General features: G+C 70.0%; 25 protein-coding genes and 1 riboswitch. Of the genes, 14 read left to right on the top strand and 11 right to left on the bottom strand.

All coding sequences use genetic code 11. The features are described from left to right. Positions 1–270: YbhB/YbcL family Raf kinase inhibitor-like protein (locus ABDW35_RS08330; RefSeq protein WP_343713389.1), on the top strand; the 270-nt coding region annotated here is incomplete at its 5' end. Between the two features lie 22 nt (positions 271–292). Here the strand turns inward: ABDW35_RS08330 and ABDW35_RS08335 are convergent. Continuing rightward, on the bottom strand, positions 293–799 hold the full coding sequence (locus ABDW35_RS08335) for a 6,7-dimethyl-8-ribityllumazine synthase (protein ID WP_343713390.1): 507 nt from the start codon (positions 797–799) through the stop codon (positions 293–295). A 68-nt stretch (positions 800–867) separates the two neighbouring features. Beyond that, positions 868–1,031: riboswitch (FMN riboswitch) on the bottom strand. A gap of 172 nt (positions 1,032–1,203) precedes the next feature. Here ABDW35_RS08335 and ABDW35_RS08340 point away from each other — a divergent pair. After that, entirely contained in the window at positions 1,204–1,638 is a 435-nt protein-coding gene (locus ABDW35_RS08340; RefSeq protein ID WP_343713391.1) for a GFA family protein, read from the top strand. 4 nt (positions 1,639–1,642) lie between these two features. Here ABDW35_RS08340 and ABDW35_RS08345 read toward each other — a convergent pair whose 3' ends face one another. The 6 genes from ABDW35_RS08345 to tldD all read right to left on the bottom strand — a co-directional run bounded on the left by ABDW35_RS08345 (position 1,643) and on the right by tldD (position 7,837). Further along, on the bottom strand, positions 1,643–1,981 hold the full coding sequence (locus tag ABDW35_RS08345) for an antibiotic biosynthesis monooxygenase (RefSeq protein WP_343713392.1): 339 nt from the start codon (positions 1,979–1,981) through the stop codon (positions 1,643–1,645). 102 nt (positions 1,982–2,083) lie between these two features. Then, entirely contained in the window at positions 2,084–2,593 is a 510-nt protein-coding gene (locus tag ABDW35_RS08350) for a spore coat U domain-containing protein (RefSeq protein ID WP_343713393.1), read from the bottom strand. Beyond that, on the bottom strand, positions 2,590–4,911 hold the full coding sequence (locus ABDW35_RS08355; protein WP_343713394.1) for a fimbria/pilus outer membrane usher protein: 2,322 nt from the start codon (positions 4,909–4,911) through the stop codon (positions 2,590–2,592). Before ABDW35_RS08355 ends, ABDW35_RS08350 begins: the two co-directional genes overlap by 4 nt. Continuing rightward, on the bottom strand, positions 4,880–5,599 hold the full coding sequence (locus tag ABDW35_RS08360; protein ID WP_343713395.1) for a molecular chaperone: 720 nt from the start codon (positions 5,597–5,599) through the stop codon (positions 4,880–4,882). The genes ABDW35_RS08355 and ABDW35_RS08360 overlap by 32 nt, the downstream gene beginning before the upstream one ends. A gap of 14 nt (positions 5,600–5,613) precedes the next feature. Continuing rightward, complete coding sequence (locus ABDW35_RS08365) at positions 5,614–6,048, bottom strand: spore coat U domain-containing protein (RefSeq protein ID WP_343713396.1); 435 nt, start codon at positions 6,046–6,048, stop codon at positions 5,614–5,616. A 355-nt stretch (positions 6,049–6,403) separates the two neighbouring features. Next, complete coding sequence (gene tldD, locus ABDW35_RS08370) at positions 6,404–7,837, bottom strand: metalloprotease TldD (protein WP_343713397.1); 1,434 nt, start codon at positions 7,835–7,837, stop codon at positions 6,404–6,406. A 364-nt stretch (positions 7,838–8,201) separates the two neighbouring features. Here tldD and coxB point away from each other — a divergent pair, with 364 nt between their 5' ends. From coxB to ABDW35_RS08420, 10 genes are all read left to right on the top strand, one after another. Continuing rightward, positions 8,202–9,035 carry a cytochrome c oxidase subunit II gene (coxB, locus tag ABDW35_RS08375; RefSeq protein ID WP_343713398.1) on the top strand — a complete coding sequence of 278 codons (834 nt, stop codon included), beginning with the start codon at positions 8,202–8,204 and terminating at the stop codon, positions 9,033–9,035. A 76-nt stretch (positions 9,036–9,111) separates the two neighbouring features. Continuing rightward, positions 9,112–10,713, top strand: coding sequence for a cytochrome c oxidase subunit I (gene ctaD / locus ABDW35_RS08380; RefSeq protein ID WP_343713399.1), 1,602 nt, complete (start codon positions 9,112–9,114; stop codon positions 10,711–10,713). An 85-nt stretch (positions 10,714–10,798) separates the two neighbouring features. Next, on the top strand, positions 10,799–11,731 hold the full coding sequence (locus ABDW35_RS08385) for a heme o synthase (RefSeq protein ID WP_343713400.1): 933 nt from the start codon (positions 10,799–10,801) through the stop codon (positions 11,729–11,731). Between the two features lies 1 nt (position 11,732). Further along, entirely contained in the window at positions 11,733–11,897 is a 165-nt protein-coding gene (locus tag ABDW35_RS08390) for a hypothetical protein (protein ID WP_343713401.1), read from the top strand. 1 nt (position 11,898) lies between these two features. Beyond that, positions 11,899–12,498 carry a cytochrome c oxidase assembly protein gene (locus ABDW35_RS08395; RefSeq protein ID WP_343713402.1) on the top strand — a complete coding sequence of 200 codons (600 nt, stop codon included), beginning with the start codon at positions 11,899–11,901 and terminating at the stop codon, positions 12,496–12,498. Positions 12,499–12,567: 69 nt separating this feature from the next. Further along, complete coding sequence (locus ABDW35_RS08400; protein ID WP_343713403.1) at positions 12,568–13,449, top strand: cytochrome c oxidase subunit 3; 882 nt, start codon at positions 12,568–12,570, stop codon at positions 13,447–13,449. Positions 13,450–13,455: 6 nt separating this feature from the next. Then, positions 13,456–13,803, top strand: a complete 348-nt coding sequence (locus ABDW35_RS08405) for a DUF983 domain-containing protein (protein WP_343713404.1) — start codon at positions 13,456–13,458, stop codon at positions 13,801–13,803. A 153-nt stretch (positions 13,804–13,956) separates the two neighbouring features. After that, positions 13,957–14,685 (top strand): SURF1 family protein, encoded by a 729-nt coding sequence (locus ABDW35_RS08410; RefSeq protein ID WP_343713405.1) that lies wholly within the window; start codon positions 13,957–13,959, stop codon positions 14,683–14,685. After that, the gene (locus tag ABDW35_RS08415) at positions 14,682–16,175 is read left to right on the top strand and encodes a carboxypeptidase M32 (protein WP_343713406.1); all 1,494 of its coding nucleotides are present in this window, start codon (positions 14,682–14,684) and stop codon (positions 16,173–16,175) included. Before ABDW35_RS08410 ends, ABDW35_RS08415 begins: the two co-directional genes overlap by 4 nt. Before the next feature lie 279 nt (positions 16,176–16,454). Continuing rightward, positions 16,455–17,894: a DHA2 family efflux MFS transporter permease subunit gene (locus ABDW35_RS08420; protein ID WP_343713407.1), complete on the top strand. Its 1,440-nt coding sequence runs from the start codon at positions 16,455–16,457 to the stop codon at positions 17,892–17,894. 3 nt (positions 17,895–17,897) lie between these two features. Here the strand turns inward: ABDW35_RS08420 and ABDW35_RS08425 are convergent, their stop codons facing one another. Beyond that, the gene (locus ABDW35_RS08425) at positions 17,898–18,623 is read right to left on the bottom strand and encodes a hypothetical protein (protein WP_343713408.1); all 726 of its coding nucleotides are present in this window, start codon (positions 18,621–18,623) and stop codon (positions 17,898–17,900) included. 8 nt (positions 18,624–18,631) lie between these two features. After that, positions 18,632–19,342: a VWA domain-containing protein gene (locus ABDW35_RS08430; RefSeq protein ID WP_343713409.1), complete on the bottom strand. Its 711-nt coding sequence runs from the start codon at positions 19,340–19,342 to the stop codon at positions 18,632–18,634. Between the two features lie 151 nt (positions 19,343–19,493). On the opposite strand from ABDW35_RS08430, the gene ABDW35_RS08435 reads away from it, so the two are divergent. Next, on the top strand, positions 19,494–20,519 hold the full coding sequence (locus ABDW35_RS08435) for a TAXI family TRAP transporter solute-binding subunit (RefSeq protein ID WP_343713410.1): 1,026 nt from the start codon (positions 19,494–19,496) through the stop codon (positions 20,517–20,519). Between the two features lie 191 nt (positions 20,520–20,710). Here the strand turns inward: ABDW35_RS08435 and ABDW35_RS08440 are convergent, their stop codons facing one another. Then, complete coding sequence (locus ABDW35_RS08440) at positions 20,711–21,883, bottom strand: M20 aminoacylase family protein (protein ID WP_343713411.1); 1,173 nt, start codon at positions 21,881–21,883, stop codon at positions 20,711–20,713. Positions 21,884–22,079: 196 nt separating this feature from the next. On the opposite strand from ABDW35_RS08440, the gene clpS reads away from it, so the two are divergent. Next, on the top strand, positions 22,080–22,388 hold the full coding sequence (clpS, locus tag ABDW35_RS08445; RefSeq protein ID WP_343713412.1) for an ATP-dependent Clp protease adapter ClpS: 309 nt from the start codon (positions 22,080–22,082) through the stop codon (positions 22,386–22,388). 166 nt (positions 22,389–22,554) lie between these two features. On the opposite strand, the gene ABDW35_RS08450 is transcribed toward clpS, so the two are convergent. Next, on the bottom strand, positions 22,555–23,458 hold a 904-nt coding region (locus ABDW35_RS08450; protein WP_343713413.1), incomplete at its 5' end, for a ribokinase.

Genomic DNA, 23,458 nt, shown 5'->3' on the forward strand with positions numbered 1-23,458 from the left:
GTCACGGCGCTGCCGCAGGGCGCGGGCGCAGCGTCGGGACAGGGGCTGCCCGCCGGAGCGGTGCAGGGCCGCACCGATTACGGCAGCTCGGCCTATGGTGGCCCGTGCCCGCCGCAGGGCGACAAGCCGCACCGCTACATCTTCACGGTGCATGCGCTGTCGGTCGACCGGCTGCCGGTCGACCCGCAGGCCTCCGCCGCCATGGTCGGCTTCGCCCTGCACGGCACCGAGATCGGCCGCGCCAGCCTCACCGCCCTTTATGGACGCTGAGACTGGCGTCGGCTGGTCCGGATCAGGCCGCCGCGCGCAAGCCCTGGCCGCGCAGCTTCGCCACCGCGGCGATGGTCTTCAGCGCGGCCTCCGCCGCCTCCTTGCCCTTGACCAGGAAGTGGTCGCGGAAGAAGGCGGCGTGGGCCTCGTGCTCGTGGAAGCGCTGCGGCGTCAGCACGGCGGACAGCACCGGCACCTCGGTGTCGAGCTGCACCCGCATCAGCGCGTCGATCACCGCGGTCGACACGAATTCGTGCCGGTAGATGCCGCCATCGACGATGAAGCCGGTGGCGACGATGGCGTCGTAGCGGCCGGATTTGGCGAGAAGCTGGGCGTGCAGCGGGATCTCGAACACGCCCGGCACCTCGAACAGGTCGACCTCCGGCGCGGAAGCGCCAGCCTGGGCGATCTCGGCCAGGAAGGCGGTCTTGCACTGGTCGACGATGTCGCGGTGCCAGCAGGCCTGGATGAAGGCGATGCGCGGCGTATCGGTACGGGAGGAAGCAGACAGGGGCTGATTCATGGTCATCCTCATGCAACGGACCAGAATCAGGGCATACGGGACCGACCGCCGGGATTCGCGACCCGGCCTGCCGTCCCCGTTCTCTTTCATCCGGACTGTGACCGTCGGCTTCGGAGTCTCACCGAATCTGCTGACCCTGCCGGTTGGGCCCGGCAGGCGCTCGCGGGCTCATGCGCCTCCCCGAGGGGATCGCGCCATCACCGCCGGTGGGGACTTTCACCCCGCCCTGAGAACGTCCGCCGCCCGGGGGATCCGGACGGCTTCGTCGAATATCGGGAGACCGCGGTGGCTTGGCAAGGCCGGATGCGACAGATCGGTGGCGCGGCTGCGACATCGCGGGACGGGTCCGGCACAATGATGCGGGCCCGGGGGCCGCACCCTGAGGCCCGGACCATCGAGGGAGGCGAGCGATGACGGACCGGACCGGCGGCTGCCTGTGCGGCGGGGTGCGCTATCGGGTGACGGGGCCGCTGCGCCAGGTGGTGGCCTGCCATTGTGGCCAATGCCGCCGCACCTCCGGCCATTTCGCCGCCTTTACCGCCTGCGCCGCCAGCGACCTGGTGCTGGAGAGCGACCGCACGCTGCGCTGGTACCGCTCTTCCGCCGAAGCCCGGCGCGGCTTCTGCGGCGAGTGCGGCGCCAGCCTGTTCTGGAAGCTGGAGGGCGGGAGCAATGTGAGCATCGCCGCCGGCACGCTGGACGGCGCCACCAACCTAACGATGGGCGGCCATCTCTACATCGCCGACAAGGGCGACTATTACGCCGTCGCCGACGATGCTCCGCAATGGAACGAGCATCCGGACTGGGACGATCCCGCCTATCCGCAGGTGCCGGGGCTGGGGTGAGGTGTCAGAACGGCGAATCGGCTGGCGCCTGCTCGCGATGCTGGACCATGTCGTAGTCGCGGACCACCGCGGCGATTCGCAGGCGGTAGCCGCTGAAGATGCCGGACCGGCCGGCGGCCTGGGCGGCGCGATGCTCGGCCCGGTTGCGCCAGGCGGCGACGGCGGCCTCGTCCTCCCAGAAGGACAATGACAGCAGCTTGTCCGGGTTGGTCAGGCTGCGGAAACGCTCGACCGAGATGAAGCCGGGCATCTGCTCCAGCACCGGGCGCAGCCGGGCGGCGTGGTCGAGATAGTCGTCGAACCGGCCCTCCGCCGGCTCGACCTCGAAGATCACGGCGATCATGCGCTCCTCCCTGGCGGCGTCGATCCCAGCTTAGCCGGGCGAAGGCGCCGCGGCACCCCGCGGCGCTTCGACCGTGGCCGAAGCGTCCGCCGGATCCGCCGGTCAGAGACAGATGGAGATGCCGGTGTAGGTCACGGTCACGTTGAGCGTGTCCGAATAGCTGCCGGGGGCCGCGGCCGTGTTGACCGGGATCCGCCCGTAAAACGTGATCGGCTCGACCCAGCTGCTGCCGATGGCGCCGACCAGCCGGCAGCGCGTCTGCACGGCGGTGCTGCCGGTGCCGTCGCCCCAGACTGTCGTATGCCCCGACGTGGTGTAGCCGTTATAGGCCAGGGTCGGCGTCCCGCCGCTCATCCGCCGCGGCGAGAAGGTGCCCGACCCGCCGGTGCTGACCGCGACGGTGTAGTTGATGCCGAGGCACAGCACGGGACAGACACAGGTCACGGTGATCGTCGACGTCACATCCATCACCGTGCCCGAGAGCGGCGCGAAATTGCCGAAGGCCAGCGGGGTGGCGGTGACCGTGCAGCTTTCCCCGGCCGCCTGGGCCGGCTGGCCCGCCAGGATGAAGGCCATCGCCACGAGCAGGCCGCAGAGCAGGGATCGTCTCATGATGGTCCTCCGCAGGTGACCGGACCGATCTGGGGGATCTCGCCCGGCTTGGGGGCGAAGGCGAAGGCGATGCGGCACCGGCTGCCGTCCGGCAGGGTCACCGTCCCGGCATTCTCCGGCTGCAGCCCGGTGGCATAGGCCAGCCCGTCATAGCCGACCGGCAGCGGCTCCGGCCCGGCATTGTCGAGCACCAGGGTCGAGCCGGGCGGCACCGCGCTGCCGTCGGGCCGGTGGATGACGACGGTCGCGGCGTCGCCGACATGAACCGGGAACCGCACCACGATGCCGCTTCGGTCGGCCGGCACCACCGACCGGCGGGTGTCGTCGAAGGCGGCGTCGCCCGGCAGGTCGGCCACGTCGATCGCCATCTGGTTGGCCTCATAGGCCCGCAGCCCGTGCACCAGCAGCTGGCCGGCGCCGTCGGTGCGGCCGACCGGCCGGTTCTCCAGCGTCACGCCGACATCGGGCACGCCGGTGTCGACCACGGCGAAGCTGTCGTCGATGCGCTGGCCGACGAAGACCCCGCCACCGGCATAGGCGAGCGAGCCGCGCACCTCGCCGCGGAAACTGGCGCGGTCATCGATCTGGTCGGCCGAAACGGTGAAGTCGGCCAGCGCCGTGCGGTAGTCGACCTGGCCGTAGTAGCGGCGCAGGTCGCCCTCGCTGACCTGGGCGTTGACCACCAGGCCGCGGTCGGTGACGCCGGTGTCCTGCACGTAGCTGGCGCGCTGGGTCAGCCAGCGCTGGCCGTTCTGCGCGTTGGCGTCGAGGCCGACGCTGGTCTCGCGGCCGAGGGGCACGGTCAGCGACAGCAGCACCCCGGCATTCGAGGTGTCGTCGAGGTCGAGGAAGCTGCTGGCCACCAGCTGGATGTCGTCGAACAGCGTCGCCGTGTAGTTGGCCGAGGCGATCTGCGTCCGCCCGAACCGGGTGCGGTCGAGGTCGACATAGGCAAGCCCGATCGATCCCCAGCGGTCGAGGTTGAGGCTGGCGCTGACCCGGGTGCTGCCGCGCAGCCGGCTGCGATCCTCCACCGCCGCCAGATCCTTGTAGACCCCGACGGTGCCGGTGCGCTGCAGGCTGGCGCTCCAGCGCGGGTCGAGATGCTCGAACCCCACCGCATATTGCAGCCCGGAGTCGCCGCCGCCACGGCTGCCGGCCACTGCGGCGTTGACGGTGCCGAGCGTGCCGATGCCATAGACGGCGCCGGCGCCGCCCAGGACGAGGTCCCGACTGCCCTCGACATGGCCCTCCAGCGTCAGGGTGTCGTCGAGGCCGTAGCGCAGCGAGCCGATGCCGGCGAAACCGGAATAGTCGTTGCTGGCCTCGCCATAGCGCCGGCGGATCGAGCCGGCCTCGACGGAATAGTCGACGAAGCCTTCGCGCAGCAGGCTGCGGCTGGCGTAGAAGGGCAGGGTCTGCACCGTCTCGCGGCCCAGCGCGTCGCGCACCACGACCCGGGCGTCGCCGGCCCCCGTCAGCACCGGCAGGCTGGTGATCTCGAACGGCCCCGGCTTCACCTCGGTCGAGAACTGCTTCACGTTGTTGACGTAGACGTCGACGGTGGACGGCACCGCGGCGTCGCCGCCGAAGGCCGGCACCGGAAAGGTCACCAGGTCCGGCCGCATGGTGAAGTCGCGGTCGACCTGGCCGCCGATCATCCGCACCGGCCGGGTCCAGGCCAGGCCGCCGCTGATGAAATCGCCCAGCCGGACCCGGCGCAGCGCGTCGGGGTCGGACCAGGTCCAGGTCGTGTCCAGCCGGACCAGCCCCTCATCCCGGCCGGCCGCGGCGCCGATATTGCTGAGGACGCTGGTGTCGAGCACGCCGAGCGGCCCGAAGACGCGCCCCTCGACCACGCCGGAGCCGGAGGTCTCGCCTTCGCTGCGGGTGCCGATCAGGTCGTAGTTCAGCAGCAGGCCGTAATCGCTGTCGGCCTGGACGACACGAGGGGTGCGCGCCCCGATCGCCACCGGCTGGCGCGCCTCCTCCGGCAGGTCGAGATGCAGCGCCTGGCCCGACTCGTCGTAATCGTAGCGGAGGCCGGGGACATCGGTCAGGCGCAGCAGCCCGTCGGCGGTCGGCGCGGCGCCTTCCGGCCGCCGCACGCCCACCGCCTCCAGCTCCTCCGGCGTGGCGTAGAGGGCGCCGTCGCGCTCGACAAAGCTGCCGATCAGCTCCTGCCTCTGGCCGTTGACGGTGACGTCGAGATAAAGGCTGCGGTCCTCCGCCGCCGCAGGCCGTGCCGCCAGCCATCCGATGGCCGCCAGCACCGCCACGCCGGCCTTAAGGGCGGCCGTCCAGGGCGATCGTGACATCCACCCCGCCCTGACCGCCATTGCCGCGAACCGTGACCTGACCGGCCCGGTCCGCCCCGCGCAGCGGGATCCGCCACCGCTTCTCCTGCCCGGGCAGGACATAGCCGCCGAAGGCGGCGCTGGACGCCCCGCCGCGGGTGGCGACCGTCAGGCTGTCGAACTTGGCGTGCCGGGTGCCGTCGTTGCGGGCCGCCAACTCGACCGCCCCGCCCCCGGCCCGGGCCGACCAGGCAACGCTGGCCTGGCCGGGAGCCGCCGGGAGGACGAAGATCGGCAGCGACAGGTGCAGCGCCAGGTTGATCTGCCCCGGCACGGGCACCGGGATCTCGTCGACCATCAGCCGGTAGCTCGTCTCCGCCGCCCCGGCGGACGGCCGGCGCAGCAGCACGCGGATCACCTGCTCCCGCCCCGGCGGGATGGTGACGATCGGCGGGCTGGCGACCACCGCATCGGTCGGGACCAACCGGTCGACCCCGCCGGGCTGCGACCATTCGAAGGTCCGCACCTGCACCGTCGCCGGGGCGGTGGCCCGGTTGGCGACGGTGATGGTCTGGGCCATCTGGCCTGCCGGGAAATCGACCCCGAGCGGCGCGACCTCGAGCCCCCCGGCCCGGGCACCGCCGGCGCCGAGACATAAGGCGGCCAGGACTCCCGCGACCAGGACGAGGCGTCCGCGCGTCACCATCATCGATCGTCCCTAGGTCAGTAGGTGACCGTGACGTTGATCGTATCCAAATAGGCGTCCGGGGCGACGAACTGGCCGGAAGGCACCCGGCCATAGACGGTCGAGACGATGGGGGCGACGCCGGCGGTCAGATGGACCGTGTCGGTGCCGACGGTGTTGCCCCAGTTCACGGTGCGGCTGCTGTCGCTGTACAGGAAGTAGTTCAGCCGGGCGGCGGTCACCGTCGTGCCCGACATCTGGCGCGTGGTCACCGTGGCGCCGGCCGCAGCGCCCGCATCGAGGCCGATATCATAGCCGGTGCCGTTGGTGCAGGTGACGGTGATCGTGGACGTGCTGATCGCATCCGTCGAGCTGGTGTAGTTGCCGAACGCCATAGGCGTCGCCACCACCGTGCAGAACTTCAACACGGTCGCCGTGACCAGGAAGCTCGTGGTCGCTGTCGCCGCCTGCACAATATTGGCCGGAGCTTGAAAGGCGATGGCCGCACCGATCAAAAGACCAAAGGAGATTCGCACGTCTGTCTCTCCAAACATCAATTATAAAATATACGCCCCACAGAAGCGTCTGCACATCACGCCACATATAACGGAATCAATCAAGGAATAAGGGGGCACTCAAATGGGGCAGCGGCGAAGCTATTCGTCTGATTTAAACGAACCGAAGCGATTGTCAGCAGGCGTATTTGGGTGAATGCATAAAATATTATTCAATCCGCTCCAGCCGTCAGATGTCAGATGACGAAGGATAGCCGGCGGATTGCCATTCCCGAGTAGGATTAAGGTCTTGGAGACCGAAAACCCGGGCCGGTCAGGCCCGGGTGCCGCCGACGGTCAGCCCGTCGATCCGCAGCGTCGGCTGACCGACGCCGACCGGCACGCCCTGGCCTTCCTTGCCGCAGGTGCCGATGCCGGGATCCAGCGCCATGTCGTCGCCGACCATCGACACCTTGGTCAGCGCGTCAGGCCCGTTGCCGATCAGGGTCGCGCCCTTCACCGCCGGCCCGATCCTGCCGTCCTCAATCAGATAGGCCTCGGAGGCGGAGAACACGAACTTGCCGTTGGTGATGTCGACCTGGCCGCCGGCGAAGTTGACGGCGTAGAGGCCGGTCTTGACCGAGGCCAGGATCTCCGCCGGCGAGGTGTTGCCGCCGAGCATGATGGTGTTGGTCATCCGCGGCATCGGGTGGTGGGCGTAGCTCTGCCGCCGGCCGTTGCCGGTCGGCGCCATGCCCATCAGCCGGGCGTTCATCCGGTCCTGCATGTAGCCGACCAGGATGCCGTCCTCGATCAGCGTGGTGCTGCCGGTCGGCGTGCCCTCATCGTCCACGGTCAGGCTGCCGCGCCGGTCCGGCAGGGTGCCGTCGTCGATCACGGTGACGCCCGGCGCCGCGACGCGCTGGCCCATCAGGCCGGAGAAGGCGGAGGTCTTCTTGCGGTTGAAGTCGCCCTCCAGGCCGTGGCCGATCGCCTCGTGCAGCAGGATGCCGGGCCAGCCGGCGCCGAGCACCACGGTCATCTCGCCGGCCGGCGCCTCGACCGCGTCCAGCCGCACCAGGGCCTGGCGCAGCGCCTCGTCCACCGCCGCCTGCCACTGCCCGGGATCGAGGTAGAAATCATAGCCGGTGCGGCCGCCGGCGCCGTGGCTGCCGCTCTCCATCCGGTCGCCCTCGCCGACCACGACCGAGACATTGACCCGCACCAGCGGCCGGATGTCGGCGGCGTCGCGGCCATCGGGGCGGATGATCCGCACCGCCTGCCAGTTGCCGCTGATCGAGGCGCTGACCTGCCGCACCCGCGGATCCTTGGCCCGGGCATAGGCGTCGATCTCGGCCAGGACCTTGACCTTGGCCTCGAACGGCACGGCCGAGAGCGGGTTGGCGTCGGTGTAGAGCTGGCGGTTGGTGCCCTGCGGCGGCTCGGCCAGGCTGCCGCCATGGCCGGCACGGACCGCGCGCACCGTCTCCGCCGCCCGCTTCACCGCATCTTCGCTGAGGGTCGAGGCGTGGCTGTAGCCGGTGGTCTCGCCCGCCACCGCGCGCAGGCCGAAGCCCTGGCTGGTGTCGAAGCTGGCGCTCTTCAGCTTGCCGTCGTCCCAGCTCAGCCCCTCGGACTGGACGTATTCCAGGAACAGCTCGCCGTCATCGGCACCCTGCAGGGCATCGCCGACCAGCCGTTCGAGCCGGGCGCGGTCGAGCCCGGCCTGGGTGAAGAACAGGTCGTCGGTCTGGTCGATGGCGCTCATGGCGGCGGTCCGGTCAGCGGGTCTGGACTCCAGAGATAGTGCCGCCCGGCGGCGGGGGCCAGCCCTTGATCGAGCGTGCCGCCGAATCGGCTTCTCAAGGGGATGCGACCATTTGCGTGACAGCCATGGCGCACGGCCTGTTGTTGCCCCGCGGAACGCCCTGTATTTTCGCCACGGCCAGGATTGGCCCGGCTTCGTGCGCCGTGCGATGTCGTGGGGGCTTCAACCCTCGCGTTTCCATCGCTATAAGGCCGGACGGAGTCCATTGCGGGCGGCAGCCGGCATGGGCCAGGGTGGGAACGACAACGATAACGAAAGAGCGCACGGCATGCGATCGGGCAGACTGCGTGAATTGGCGGCAGGCGTGTCGGTCCTGCTTCTCCTCGGCACAGGCGCGGCCTTCGCCGACGGACCGCCGCACAACTGGCAGCTCGGCTTCCAGGAGGCAGCATCGCCGGTCAAGGAGCAGATGGAGAGCTTCCACAACCTGCTCCTGGTCATCATCGTGGCGCTCACGGTGTTCGTGCTCGGCCTGCTGGTCTATGTGATGTGGCGCTTCAGCGCCCAGCGCAACCCGGTGCCGTCCAAGACCGCCCACAACACCCTGATCGAGGTGGTGTGGACCGTCGCGCCGGTGTTGATCCTGCTGGTCATCGTGGTGCCGTCCTTCCGGCTGCTCTACGCCGGCGACCGCACGCCGAACCCGGAGATGACCCTGATCGCCCATGGCTACCAGTGGTACTGGGGCTATGAGTATCCGGACCAGAAGGTCGCCGAGTTCACCAGCTATATCGTCAAGGACGAGGACCTGAAGCCGGACCAGGTGCGGATGCTCTCGGTCGACAACCCGGTGGTGCTGCCGGTCGACACCGACATCCAGATCCTGACCACCGCCGGCGACGTCATCCACTCCTGGGCGGTGCCCGCCTTCGGCCTGAAGAAGGATGCCATCCCGGGCCGGACCAACGAGACCTGGGTCCGCATCGACAAGCCGGGCATCTATTACGGCCAGTGCTCCCAGCTCTGCGGCACCGACCACGCCTACATGCCGATCGAGGTGCACGCGGTCAGCCGCGCCGACTTCGACAAGTGGGTCATCGAGAAGGTCGGGCCGAACCCGGCCGAGAAGCCGAAGCTTCTGACCATGACCTGGGACGAGGCGCAGGCGCGCACCAAGCTGGCCCAGGCCGGCCAGTGATCCCCACCGGGAGTTGATCCCACTCGGGCCCCGCGGTCCCGACAGGCAAGCCCCGGACGGGCAAGAGGTTGACACGATGGCTCACGCCGACGCGCACGCACACGGTCACGACGACCACCACCACGACCACAAGCCGGGCTTCTTCAAGCGCTGGCTGTTCTCGACCAACCACAAGGACATCGGCACGCTGTACCTGGTCTTCGCGATCTGCGCGGGCCTGATCGGCGGCGTGTTCTCGCTGATCATGCGGCTCGAGTTGCAGAACCCCGGGCTGCAGTTCCTGTCGGGCGGGCAGGAGTGGAACGTGATCGTGACGGCCCATGGCCTGATCATGATCTTCTTCACCGTCATGCCCGCGATGATCGGCGGCTTCGGCAACTGGTTCGTTCCGATCATGATCGGCGCGCCGGACATGGCGTTCCCGCGGCTGAACAACATCTCGTTCTGGCTGCTGGTCCCGGCCTTCTGCCTGCTGATCGGCTCTGCCTTCGTCGGCCAGGGCGCCGGCACCGGCTGGACCATCTACCCGCCGCTGTCCGAGGCCGGGCAGCCCGGGCCGTCGGTCGACATGGCGATCTTCGCCCTGCACCTGGCCGGCGCGTCGTCGATCCTCGGCGCGGTGAACTTCATCACCACGATCTTCAACATGCGCGCGCCGGGCATGACCCTGCACAAGATGCCGCTGTTCGTCTGGTCGATGCTGGTGACCGCCTTCCTGCTGCTGCTGGCCGTGCCCGTGCTGGGCGGCGCCATCACCATGCTGATCACCGACCGCAACTTCGGCACCAGCTTCTTCAAGCCCGAGGGCGGCGGCGACCCGCTGCTGTTCCAACACCTGTTCTGGTTCTTCGGGCACCCCGAGGTGTACATCATGATCCTGCCGGGCTTCGGCATGATCAGCCACATCGTGTCGACCTTCTCGAAGAAGCCGGTGTTCGGCTATCTCGGCATGGCCTACGCCATGGTCGCGATCGGCGTCGTCGGCTTCGTCGTGTGGGCGCATCACATGTTCACCACCGGCATCGACGTCGACACCCGCGCCTACTTCACCGCCGCCACCCTGATCATCGCGGTGCCGACCGGCATCAAGATCTTCTCCTGGATCGCGACGATGTGGGGCGGGTCGATCGAGTTCAAGACGCCGATGCTGTGGGCGATCGGCTTCATCTTCCTGTTCACCATCGGCGGCGTCACCGGCGTCGTGCTGGCCAATGCCGGCATCGACACCGCTCTGCACGACACCTACTACGTCATCGCGCACTTCCACTACGTGCTGTCGCTGGGCGCGGTGTTCTCGATCTTCGGCGGCTTCTACTACTGGATCGGCAAGATGTCCGGCCGGCAGTATCCGGAGACCTGGGGCAAGATCCACTTCTGGATGACGTTCATCGGCGTCAACCTGACCTTCTTCCCGCAGCACTTCCTGGGCTTGGCCGGCATGCCGCGGCGCCAGCCGGACTATCCGGACGCGTTCCACGGCTGGAACATGGTGTCGTCCTTCGGCGCCTACATCTCGGTCGCGGCGGCCTTCCTGTTCGTCGGCATCGCCTTCTACACGATCCGCTACGGCCGCCGGGTGGAGGCCAATTACTGGGGCGAAGGCGCCACCACGCTGGAGTGGACGCTGCCGTCGCCGCCGCCCTTCCACCAGTTCGAGCAGCTGCCCCGGGTCAAGTGACCCGAGGCTGGGTTTGAGGAGAATGGGCCGGGCCGCGCGGAACCCCCGTGCGGCCCGATCCACATAAGGCTTTAGGTTCTATATGATGTCGGACGTGACCCTGGACCGGACAGCCCGATCCGCCTCGGCCGAGGCCGAGGGCGGCGCCACCTGGCAGGACTATCTCGCGCTCTTGAAGCCGCGGGTGATGACGCTCGTCGTCTTCACCGGCATCGCCGGGCTGATCGCGGCGCCGGGCCATCTGCATCCCGTCCTGGCCGCCACCGCCGTGCTGTGCATCGCCGTCGGCGCCGGCGCGGCCGGGGCCATCAACATGTGGTACGACCGCGACATCGACGCGGTGATGAGCCGGACCTGCGGCCGGCCCATCGTGCGCGGCCGCATTGCCCCGTCCGAGGCACTGGCCTTCGGCGTGTTCCTGTCAGTTTCCGCCGTGCTGCTGATGGGGCTGGCGGTGAACTGGGTGGCGGCAGCCGTGCTGGCCGCGGCCTCCGCCTTCTACGTCTTCGTTTACACCATGTGGCTGAAGCGGCGGACGCCGCAGAACATCGTGATCGGCGGCGCCGCCGGGTCGTTCCCGCCGATGATCGGCTGGGCCGCCGTGACCGGCGACGTGACCCTGGCCCCGATCGTCCTGTTCGCCCTGATCTTCATGTGGACCCCGCCGCATTTCTGGGCGCTGGCGCTGTTCCGCAGCGGCGAATACGCCAAGGCCGGCGTGCCGATGCTGCCGGTGGTGTCCGGCGCGCGCGAGACCAAGCGCCAGATGCTGGCCTACACGCTGGCCCTGTTCCCGATCGGCCTCGCCCCCTGGCTGCTGGGCACCGCCGGGCTGACCTACGCCATCGGCGCCGGCCTGCTGGGCGCGCTGTTCATCCTCTGCGCCGTCCGGGTGCTGCGCGAGGACGACGCGGCCACCAACCACCGCGCCGCCAAGCAGATGTTCGGCTATTCGATCTTCTACCTGTTTGCGATCTTCGGCCTGCTGATCGTCGACCACACCGCGGTGCATTTCTGAGATGGCCGGCCGTTCGACCGCCAAGCCGACCGCCCGGCCGGCCCTGCCGCAGGCGCCCGACGCCCGCAGCCGCCTGCGCGGCCGCAACGTGGCGCTGGCGCTGGGCCTGATCGCCTGGGTCGTGCTGATCTTCGTGATCACCATCGTCAAGATGAAGGGTGGCTGAGATGGCCGAACTGGATCCCAAGGTCCGGCGCCGCAACCGCATCTTCATGACCACGCTGTGCGGCGTCGCCTTCTCGATGGGCGTGCTGGCCTTCGCCTCATCGCCGCTGTACCGGCTGTTCTGCCAGGTCACCGGCTATGGCGGCACCACCCAGGTCGCCGATTCGGTCTCCGACAAGGTGTTGGACCGCACGGTGCGGGTGCGCTTCGTCGCCAACACCGATGCCGAGCTGCCCTGGACCTTCAAGGCCGAGCAGACCGAGGTCGAGGTCAAGCTGGGCGAGCCGGCGCTGATCTATTTCCAGGCCACCAGCACCGCCAAGGAGCCGACCGCCGGCCAGGCGGTCTACAACGTGACGCCGGACAAGGTCGGCCTCTACTTCTCCAAGGTGCAGTGCTTCTGCTTCACCGAGCAGATCATCCAGCCGGGCGAGACGGTGGAGTTCCCGGTCTACTTCTATGTCGACGCGGCGATGGACGCGCAGCCGAACCTGAGCGACGTGCGCACCATCACCCTGTCCTACACCTTCTACAGCCAGCGCTCGAAGGCGCTGGAGAATGCGGTGGCCGCCTATTATCGTGCGGCCAAGAATGATGGCTGACGGGCTGCCGGCAGCGATAGGGCGGAACACCGAAGCAAGATCGGACGAGAGACCGAGAGGGGCACGAGGATGAGCACGACCGACGTCCATGCCGACAGGCACGAGACGAGCTACGAACTGAACGCGGTTCCGCATCCCTATCATCTGGTCGACCCCAGCCCGTGGCCGCTGCTCGGCTCGCTTGCGGCGGGCTGCATGGCGATCGGCGGCGTCCTGTTCATGCATGACGAGGGGCCGGCGCTGCTGATCATCGGCTTCCTGGGCGTGCTGGCCGTGATGTTCGGCTGGTGGCGCGACGTGATCAAGGAAGCCACCTTCCGCAAGCTGCACACCCCGGTGGTGAAGCTGGGCCTGCGCTACGGCATGATGCTGTTCATCGCGTCGGAGGTGATGTTCTTCGTCGCGTTCTTCTGGGCCTATTTCGACTCCAGCCTGTTCGTCAACGAGGCGTCGCAATACGCCCGCGTCGCGGCGACCGGCGGCATCTGGCCGCCCAAGGGCATCACCCCGGTCGATGCCTTCCACTTCCCGCTGCTGATGACCCTGGTGCTGCTGCTGTCGGGCTGCACCGTCACCTGGGCGCATCACGAGATCGTCGAAGGCAACATGAAGGAGGCGGCGAAGGCCCTAGGCATCACCGTCCTGCTCGGCGCGGTCTTCACCTGCATCCAGCTGTGGGAATACACCCACTCCGAATTCGGCTTCACCGACGGCGTCTTCGCCTCAACCTTCTACATGGCCACCGGCTTCCACGGCTTCCACGTGCTGGTCGGCACCATTTTCCTGGCGGTGTGCTGGTTCCGCACGGTGCGCGGCGATTTCACCAAGGACAGCCATTTCGGCTTCGAGGCGGCGGCCTGGTACTGGCATTTCGTCGACGCGGTCTGGCTGTTCCTGTTCGTCGCCATCTATTGGTGGGGCGGCCACGGCGCCGCCGTCGCGGCCCACTAGCCCTCGGTGACTCCGGTCTCTCCCCTGGCCGCGGCGCTGGGCTGCAAATGCCCGCGCTGCGGCCGGGGCGCCCTGTTCAAGGGCTTCCTGACCGTCGCCGACCGCTGCCCGGTCTGCGATCTCGACCTCTCCGAGGTCGATTCGGGCGACGGCCCGGCCGTCTTCCTGATCTTCATCCTCGGCTTCACCGTGGTGCCGCTGACGCTGTGGCTCGGCTTCGCCTTCGAGCTGCCGGATTGGGCGCCGATCGCGATCGGCGCCACGCTCCTCGTCCTCCTCACCGCGCTCCTGATCCGCCCCGCCAAGGCCTATGTCGTGGCGCTGCAGTACCGCCACCGCCGCACGGGACACTGAGAGCCCGCCCGGACATGCTACTGGCGCGGCCGTCTGATGGCGGTTTCTCCGCTTCCGGTGCTCACGCACCAAATGTGCGCTGCGCTCCGGTTCTCGAAACCACCACCAGCCGACTCACGCCAGCGCATCTCCGAACGGGCTCGGGGAATTGAAATGAGATCCCGCTTCCGGCCGGAATTCTGGCCGACCGTCTTCCTGGTCCCCGCCCTCGCCCTGATGCTCGGCCTCGGCGTCTGGCAGCTCGAGCGCCTGGCCTGGAAGACCGACCTGATCGACCGGATCGAGCGCGGCCTGTCCGCCCCGCCGGCGCCGCTGCCCGCCACGATCGACGATCCCGGCTTCGACTACCGCCACGTCACGGTCACCGGCCGGTTCGACGCCGTCCACGCCTTCCCGCTGCTGGCCCGGGTGCATGACGGCGCCGCCGGCATCCAGGTGGTGACGCCGCTGATTCGCGACGATGGCGGCCCGGCCGTCATGGTCAACCGCGGCTGGGTGCCGTTAGGCCCCGACGGCAAGCCGATAGCCTACGACACGCCGCCGGAAGGCACGGTGACGGTCGAGGGCGTAGCCCGCCGCCCCCTGCCCCAGGGCTGGATGCAGCCGGACAACAGCCCGGCGACCAATGAATGGTTCTGGGTCGACCTGCAGGCCATGGCCGGCGCGGCCGGGCTGGACCGGGCGGCGCCCGTGGTGGTCGAGCAGGCGGCCGGGTCGGATGCCACGCGGTTCCCCATCGGCGGCCAGACCCAGGTCGACCTGCCGAACGACCATCTGCAATATGCGATCACCTGGTTCGGCTTCGCCGCCATCCTGATCGCGATCTACCTGCTGCATCACCTGCGGCGCGGCCGCGCCGCCCGGAAAGGACCCGACGCATGACCGCCTATGCCGAGATCGCCGCCCATTTCGGCCGCATCGCCGCGCTGTCCAACGCCATCGGCATCCTGGACTGGGACAACGCCACGATGATGCCGAAGGGCGCCGCCGAGACCCGGGCCGAGAGCCTGGCCCTGCTGCAGGTGCTGCGCCACGGCATGGTCACCGACCCGCGCCTGACCGACTGGCTGCCGCAGGCCGAGGCCGACAACGCGCTGGGCGAGTGGGAGCGCGCCAATCTGCGCGAGATCCGGCGGCTGTGGACGGTGCAGACCGCGGTGCCGGCCGATCTGGTCGAGGCGTCGAGCAAGGCGGTGTCGGCCTGCGAGATGGCCTGGCGCCAGGCCCGCGCCGATTCGGATTTCGCCTCGCTGCTGCCGAAGCTGCAGGAGGTGCTGCGGCTGCAGCGCGAGATCGGCCGCGCCAAGGGCGAGGCGCTGGGCCTGTCGGCCTATGACGCCCTGCTGAACGACTACGAGCCCGGCGGCCGGTCGGCGAAGATCGACGCGCTGTTCGACGACCTGGCCGACTTCCTGCCCGGCTTCACCGAGGAGGTGCTGGCCGCCCAGGCACGCCGGCCGGCCACGCCGCGGCCGCAGGGGCCGTTCCCGGTCGAGTCGCAGCGGGCGCTGGGCGTCGCCCTGATGGGTGTGCTGGGCTACGATTTCGAGCGCGGCCGCCTCGACATCTCCCTCCACCCCTTCTGCGGCGGCGCCGACAACGATGTCCGCATCACCACCCGCTATGACGAGGCAGACTTCACCCGCGCTTTGATGGGCGTGCTGCACGAGACCGGCCACGCCCTCTACGAGCAGGGCCGGCCGCAGGCCTGGATGAACCAGCCGGTCGGCCAGGCCCGCGGCATGAGCCTGCATGAGAGCCAGTCGCTGCTGATGGAGATGCAGGCCTGCCGCAGCCGGGAGTTCATCACCTTCGCGGCGCCGCGGATGCGCGACGCCTTCGGCGGGTCCGGCCCGGCCTGGGAGGCGGAGGCGCTGTGGCGGCACTATACGCGGGTCGAGCGCGGCTTCATCCGGGTCGATGCCGACGAGGTGACCTACCCCGCCCATGTCATCCTGCGCTACCGCCTGGAGAAGGCGATGATCGCCGACGAGTTGCCGCTGGCCGACCTGCCGGCCGCCTGGAACGACGGCATGAAGGCGCTGCTGGGCGTGGTGCCGCCGGACGACCGGCTGGGCTGCCTGCAGGACATCCATTGGCCGAGCGGCGGCTGGGGCTATTTCCCGACCTACACGCTCGGGGCGATGACCGCGGCGCAGATCTTCGACGCCGCCAACCGGGCCGAGCCGGACATCGGGCCTGCGATCGGCCGCGGCGACTTCGCGCCGCTGGTCGGCTGGCTGCGCGCCAACATCCACGGCCAGGCCTCGCGCTGGGAGACCGACGAGCTGCTGACCCGCGCCACCGGCCGGCCGCTGGACGCCGCGGTGTTCAAGGCCCATCTGCGCCGGCGCTACGCCGGCGAGGGGTAACCGGTTCGGGGCCCTGCCTCCCAACGCCGTCATTGCGAGGAGCGGAGCGACGAAGCAATCCAGGGGCCGGTGCGAGCGGCCCCTGGATTGCTTCGCTGCGCTCGCAATGACGATGCTGGAATGCGGCACCTCGGTCAGCGGGACAGCCCCCGGGGGCCTGACGCCTGAAACTTGCATGTCTCCAATGCCGGTTTGGCGCGCAGGATTCGGTCTCATCATACGAGTGTAGAACCGGATCCCGAACGCCCGAGGGGGCCGCAGCCGCTGCGGCCTTGAGACATGACGACCCGCCTTCCGCGCCAGAAGCTGATCCCGCTGATCATCGCCTGTGCGCTGTTCATGGAAAATCTCGATTCGACCGTAATCGGGACCTCGCTGCCGCAGATCGCCAAGTCCTTCGGCACCGACCCGCTGCATCTCAGCCTCGCCATCACCTCCTACCTGCTCAGCCTCGCCGTCTTCATCCCGGCCAGCGGCTGGGTGGCGGACCGGTTCGGCGCCAAGAACGTGTTCCGCGCCGCCATCGTCATCTTCACCTGCGGCTCGATCCTGTGCGGCCTGTCGAATTCGACGGTCGAGCTGGTCGGCGCCCGGATCATCCAGGGCATGGGCGGCGCCATGATGGTGCCGGTGGGCCGGCTGGTGCTGCTGCGCAGCGTGTCGAAGGCCGAGCTGGTGCGGGCCATGGCCTACCTGACCACCCCGGCGCTGCTGGGCCCCGTGCTGGGCCCGCCGCTGGGCGGCTTCATCACCACCTACAGCTCCTGGCGCCTGATCTTCTTCATCAATGTCCCGATCGGCATCATCGGCGTGATCCTGGTGACGCTGTTCATCGACGATCTGCGGGAGGAGGAGCGCACGCCGTTCGACGTCCGTGGCCTGCTGATGTCCGGCGTCGCGCTGGGCTGCCTGGTGTTCGGCTTCGAGACGCTGGGCCGGTCGATCGTGCCGCTGCCGGTCACGGGCGGGCTGTTCGTCATCGGCCTCTGCTCGCTGTGGCTCTACATCCGGCACGCCCACCGGGTGCCGGCGCCGATCATCGACCTGACGCTGCTGCATGTCCGCACCTTCCGCATCTCGGTGGTCGGCGGCACCATCTTCCGGGTGGGCATCGGCGCCATCCCGTTCCTGCTGCCGCTGATGCTGCAGCTGGGCTTCGGCATGACCCCGTTCGAATCCGGCACGCTGACCTTCATCAGCGCCGCCGGAGCGCTGTGCATGAAGATGACGGCCACCCGGATCATCCGCCATTTCGGCTTCCGCCCGGTGCTGGTGTGGAACGCGGTGATCAGCGCCGCCTTCCTGATGAGCTACGCGCTGTTCCGGGCCGACACGCCGCACCTGCTGATCATGGCGCTGCTGCTGGCCGGCGGCTATTTCCGGTCGCTGCAGTTCACCAGCCTGAACACGCTCGCCTTCGCCGACATCCCGCCGCAGAAGATGAGCCGCGCCTCAAGCTTCTCCAGCACGGCGCAGCAGCTGTCGGCCAGCCTGGGCGTCGCCTCCGGCGCGGTGCTGCTGAACCTGACCCTGATGCTGCATGGCGGCGGCACGCTGCAGGCCTCCGACTTCTCCTGGGCGTTCTTCGCGGTCGGCCTGCTGTCGCTGTCCTCGGTGCTGATGTTCCTGCGCCTGGCTCCCGATGCCGGCGCCGAGGTCTCCGGCCACGCCATCGCCCCTGTGGCGCCGCCTGCCCCGCGCGTGGCGCCGGGGGAGTGACCCTCAGGCGCCGAGCAGACGGTCGCGCGCGGCGTTGAGCCGGGCCGCCATCTCGGCCGTGCCGCCATGGTCCGGATGGTGCTGCTTCATCATCCGGCGATGCGCCGCCTTCACCGCCGCGGGCGAGGCCCCGGCGGCGAGGCCGAGCAGGGCGTAGGCTTCGGCCTCCGACATCTCCGCCCGGCGCGGGCCAGCCGGGTCCTGCTTCGCCCAGTCCGGGCCGAAGCGGCGGTCGAGATAGGTCTCCAGCACCCGGGCCGAATCGGGATCGTCGGCGCGGCACTCGAACAGCAGCCGCAGCAGCGCCGGCAGTTGCAGCGACGCCAGGCTGCGCCCCTCCAGCGGCCCGGCGCGCAGCACATAGCCGTCCATCGCGCCGCTGGCGTGGTCGAGCTGCATGTCGAGGCTGCGCGTCTTCAGCCGCGAGGCGCCGCCGGGCGCCGGGCCGGCAGCAGCCTGCCGCCCGCGGCGCCAGCGCAGGAACCAGGGCAGGCCCTGGATCAGCAGCGGCGACAGGCGCTGCAGCCACAGAAAGACGGCGCCGAGCATGGCGAGCAGGCCCGCCAGCCGCCCGGTCAGCAGCAGGAACAGGCCCAGCCCGGCCAGCAGCAGGATGCCGCCCCAGCGGGCGCTGCGGATCACCTGCTTCGGCTGGGTGTTGGCGAACCAGCCGGCGAGCAGCGGCAGGCCAAGGCCGAGCGCCAGGACCAGGATGAGGAATTGCAGCACGGCGGCGCCTAACCTCCCATCCGACCGATCAGCGCGGTGACCGCGGCGCCGCGCCGGCGGCCGAGATCCTCCAGCGCCGGGCGGCCGCCGGCGGCATAGACCGCGACCGCCGCCAGGAGGTCGCGTAGCTGTCCGGGGCTGGAGGCGTCGAACGGGCAATAGGCGCCGCGGGTCAGCCGCGCGATCTCGCGGAAGGCACGGGCGGCCACCGGGTCGGGGCCCTCATGGAACAGGAACACCGGCACGCCGCGCAGCGCCAGCCGCCCGGCCTGGGCGCAGACCCGGTCGATCGATTCCTCGAAGGCATCGCCAACGAAGACCAGGGCGTCGACCTTGCCGCGCCCGGCCTCCGCCTCGGCATGGTTGAGCACGCGGCCCAGCTGGGTCTCACCGGCCCGGCAGCGCACCTTGCTCATCAGCCGCGCCAGCTCGGTCCCGTCGGAGACCCAGGCCGTGGCCTTGCACTCGCCGAAGCCGCGATAGAACACCAGTTGCAGGTCCAGCCCGCCCAACGCCGCGGTCTCGGTGAACATCTCGCCCTGCAGCCGGCAGGCGCGGTCCCAGGTCTCCTCGCGGCTCTGCGTCGCGTCGAGCGCGAAGATCAGCCGGCCGCGCCGCCCGCCCTCGCGCGGCACCGGGGTCGCCGCCGCCCGGCGCAGGAAGGCGTCGACCTCCGACCGGCCCTGGCCGGCGGGCAGCGTGTCGTCGGGGCGCGTCATCGCATCGTGTCCATCAGCGATAAGGATGGGGACCGGCGGGCGGAAATCCAATCGGAATGGGTCGCGAACCCCGCGGCCCGGCGCTGCCTTCTGGCGGAAAGCGCGGCCGGGCGCTAGCCTCGTTCCCCGCTGCCACCCTTCCGGATCGATGATGCCCTCTTCGCGCGCTCCCCGTCTCGCCGGCCTGGCCCTCCTTCTCCTCGGCCTCGCCGTTCCCGGCGCCGGGGCGCAGACGGCCGATCCGAAGCCGCGCGAGATCATCGTCGCCACCGCCCCGGTCAACTCGCCGCTCGGCCGCTGGGGCGGCGCCTTCGTCGAGCGGCTGAAGGCGGACGGGGGGGCGCCGGTGTCGGAGGCGATCACCGCCGGCGCGCTGCCGAACAGCGCGCTGCTGCAGAGCGGCCGGGTGGCGATCGGGCTGGTGTCGCTGGATGTCGCCGGCGCCGCCTGGGAGGGCAAGGGCCCGATGGCGCCTGGCCTGAAATTCGACCATCTGCGCGCCTTGGCCCCGGTGGCGCCGGCCGCGGTGCTGCGCTTCGTGGCGCCGACGGCCGGCGGCATCGCCACCGCCTCCGGCCTCGCCGGCAAGCGGGTGGCGCTGGCCACCGACGACGCCCTGACCGAGCCGATGCTGGCGGCGCTGGGCATCAAGGCGACGCTGCGGCGCATGCCGCTGGCCGAGGTCGCCAAGCAGCTGGCCGACAAGAAGATCGACGCCGTCGCCGTCACCGGGCTGGAGCCCTTCGCCCTGCCGCCGGAGCAGCCGGCCGTGACCTTCGGCCTGACCGTGGCCGAGGTGGCCAAGGTCGCCGCCGCCATCCCGGGCGTGGCCGCCGCCACGGTGCCGCTGCCGCCCGCGGCCCCGCCGGCCGAGCCCCCCGTCGCCGATCCGGCGGCGGCCCCGGCCGCGCCGCCGGCGCCGGCCGTCATGGCGCCGCTGCCGCCCAGCGCCGGCATGTGGACCTGGCTGGTCGCGACCGACGCGCTGCCCGAGGATGTGGCCCGCCGCGCCACCGAGATCGCCATCACCCAGGCGGCGCCGCTGGCCCAGGCCGCGGGCCTGGAGCCGTCGCCGGCCTTCGACCCGCTGACCAACCGCGCCCTGCCCTTCCACCGCGCCGCCGCCGCGGCCTGGGCCGCGCATGGGGTGACGGTACCGGCGGAGCAGGTGAAGTAGGGCTGACTGCTCAGTTGAGGTCGCTCCGCCAAACGCGACCTCTCCTTCCTGTCATCGCCGGGCTTGACCCGGCAATCCAGAGGCCACCGAGAGCTGCTCTGAAAGCCCCTGGATGCCCGGGTCAAGCCCGGGCATGACAATAGGGGGACGAGCGGAATGGTTGGCTCGCCTCAGGCGAACCAACCTAGGCCTTACACCGCCTTCAGCTGGGTCTCCACCAGGGTGGCCAGCAGCGAGGCGCCGAGCGGCAGGACCTCGTCGTTGAAGTCGTAATGCGGGTTGTGGACCATCGTGTCCCCCGCCGCGCGGGCCTGGCCGAGGAACAGATAGGCGCCCGGCCGGGCGTTCAGCAGATAGGCGAAATCCTCGCCGCCCAGCGACGGCTCGACGTCGCGCTGGACATTGCCCGCGCCGACGATCCGCTCCGCCACCTGGGCCGCGGTCTCGGCCTGGTCGGCATGGTTCACGGTGGCCGGGTAGCCGTAATCGTACTTCACCTCGATCGACACGCCGAAGGCGGCGGCGATGCCATCGGCGATGCGCTTGATGCCGGCGACGATCATCGCCTGCACCTCGGGGCGGAAGGTCCGCACCGTGCCGTTCAGGAAGGCCTCGTCCGGGATCACGTTGTGGGTGGTGCCGGTGTGGATCTGGGTGATCGACAGCACCGCCGAATCCATCGGGTTGGTGTTGCGGCTGACCAGGGTCTGCAGCGCGCCGACCAGCTGGGCCGCGATCACCACCGGGTCCTTCGCGGTCTGCGGGATCGCGGCATGGCCGCCGACGCCGCGGATGCGGATGTCGAACATGTCGGCCGCCGCCATCATCGGGCCGGGGCGGACGCCGACGATGCCGGCCGGCAGCAGCGGCCAGTTGTGCAGGCCGTAGACCTCGTCGCAGGGGAACCGGTCGAACAGCCCCTCGCGCACCATCACGTCGCCGCCGCCGCCGCCCTCCTCGGCCGGCTGGAAGATGAAGTGCACGGTGCCGTCGAAGTTCCGCGTCTCCGCCAGGTACTGCGCGGCGCCGAGCAGCATGGTGGTGTGGCCGTCATGGCCGCAGGCATGCATCTTGCCGGGCACGGTCGATTTGTGGGCGAAGTCGTTCAGCTCGTCCATCGGCAGGCAGTCCATGTCGGCCCGCAGGCCGATGGTGCGGCCGCTGTCGGTGCGGCCCTTGAGCACGCCGACGATGCCGGTCTTGGCCAGGCCGCGATGCACCTCGATGCCCCAGGAGGCCAGCTTCTCCGCCACGATGCCCGAGGTCCGCACCTCCTCGAAGCCGAGCTCGGGATGGGCATGGAGGTCGCGCCGCCAGGCGGTCATCTCCTCCTTGCGGGCGGCGATCGAATTGATGACGGGCATCGGTCGGTCTCGTCTTGCGCTGGCTGGGATGGCGAAACCCCGATACTGGTCCCTCCGCGCCGCCGGGGCAACCCGGTGCGCGCGCAGGGCGGACGACCGCGCGGCAACGGACCGCTGCCCGCAACGGTGGACGGACCGGGCCGGGCGTGACAAGCTGCGGCCGTTTTTCCGCCGCGGCGCCAGCCAGGAGCAGCCGATGAGCGACTTCACGACCAAGCCCCGCATCGACATCAAGCCGAAGACCCAGAAGCCGCGGCTGCACAAGGTCATCCTGTTGAACGACGACTACACGCCGCGCGAATTCGTCGTGACGGTGCTGAAGGGCGAGTTCCGGATGAGCGAGGAGCAGGCCCACCGGGTGATGATGACGGCGCATCGCCGCGGCGCCTGCGTTGTCGCCGTCTATCCCAAGGAGGTCGCCGAGACCAAGGCGACCCGGGCCACCGACGCCGCCCGCCAGAAGGGCTATCCGCTGCTGTTCACAACGGAGCCGGAAGAGGCGTAGGGCTCCGCCGTAGCGGATACGCCTGCGCTCGCCCCCTCACCCGAAATCGCTGCGCGATTTCGACCTCTCCCCAAGGAGAGGTGAAGGGATCGCTGCTTCGCCTCCCCTCTCCTTGGGGAGAGGGAGGGGCCCGGTGCGCAGCGACGGGAGGGTGAGGGGGACTCCCTCAGCCGATCGCGGTGGTCGGCCCCAGGCGCGGCAAAGCGGCGTCGATCGCGGCGGCGGTCGGCATGCTCTCCTGCGCGCCCAGCGCCAGGCAGGCCAAAGCGGCGCCGGTCGAGGCACGGCGCAGCGCCTGGTCCAGCGGCAGCCCGGCATCGAGCCCCGCCGCCAGCACGCCGGTGAAGGTGTCGCCGGCGCCGGTGGTGTCGACCGGCTGGATCGGCAGCGCCGGCACCGCGAAATCGGCATCCGACCCGACCGCGATGGCGCCCTCGCCGCCCAAAGTCACGACGCAGGTCAGCGCCATCCGGCCGCTGAGCGCCCGGGCCGCGGCCTGGGGGCTGGACGTGTCGAGGCCGAGCCCGCCGGCGATCGCCAGCGCCTCATGCTCGTTCACCACCAGCAGGTCGAGATCGCGCAGCGCCGCCTCCGGCACCGCCGCCGCCGGGGCGACGTTGAGGATGGCGCGACAGCCGCGGGCCCGGGCACGCTTGAGCAGCGCCCAGTTCTGCTCCGGCGGCAGCTCCATCTGCAGGATCAGCAGCGTGTCCGGGGTCAGCCGGTCGTCCGGCACCTGGTCGGCCCGCACGCCGAGATTGGCGCCGCTGCCGACGGCGATGAAGTTCTCGGCCTTCGCATCGACACAGATATAGGCGACACCGGTCGGCCGGTCGCTGGTGGCCAGCAGGGCGGTGTCGATGCCTTCCTTGGCCAGGGTCGCGCGCATCACCTGGCCGAAGCCGTCATCGCCGACCGCGCCGGCCATCGCCACCTTCGCACCGGCCCGCGCCGCCGCCACCGCCTGGTTCGACCCCTTGCCGCCCGGCTTGGTGACGTAGCCGTCGCACAGCACGGTCTCGCCCGGCCGCGGCAGCGCCGTGACGGCCATCACCAAATCCATGTTGATC

This window comes from Inquilinus sp., from assembly GCF_039594555.1.
Lineage (GTDB): Bacteria > Pseudomonadota > Alphaproteobacteria > DSM-16000 > Inquilinaceae > Inquilinus.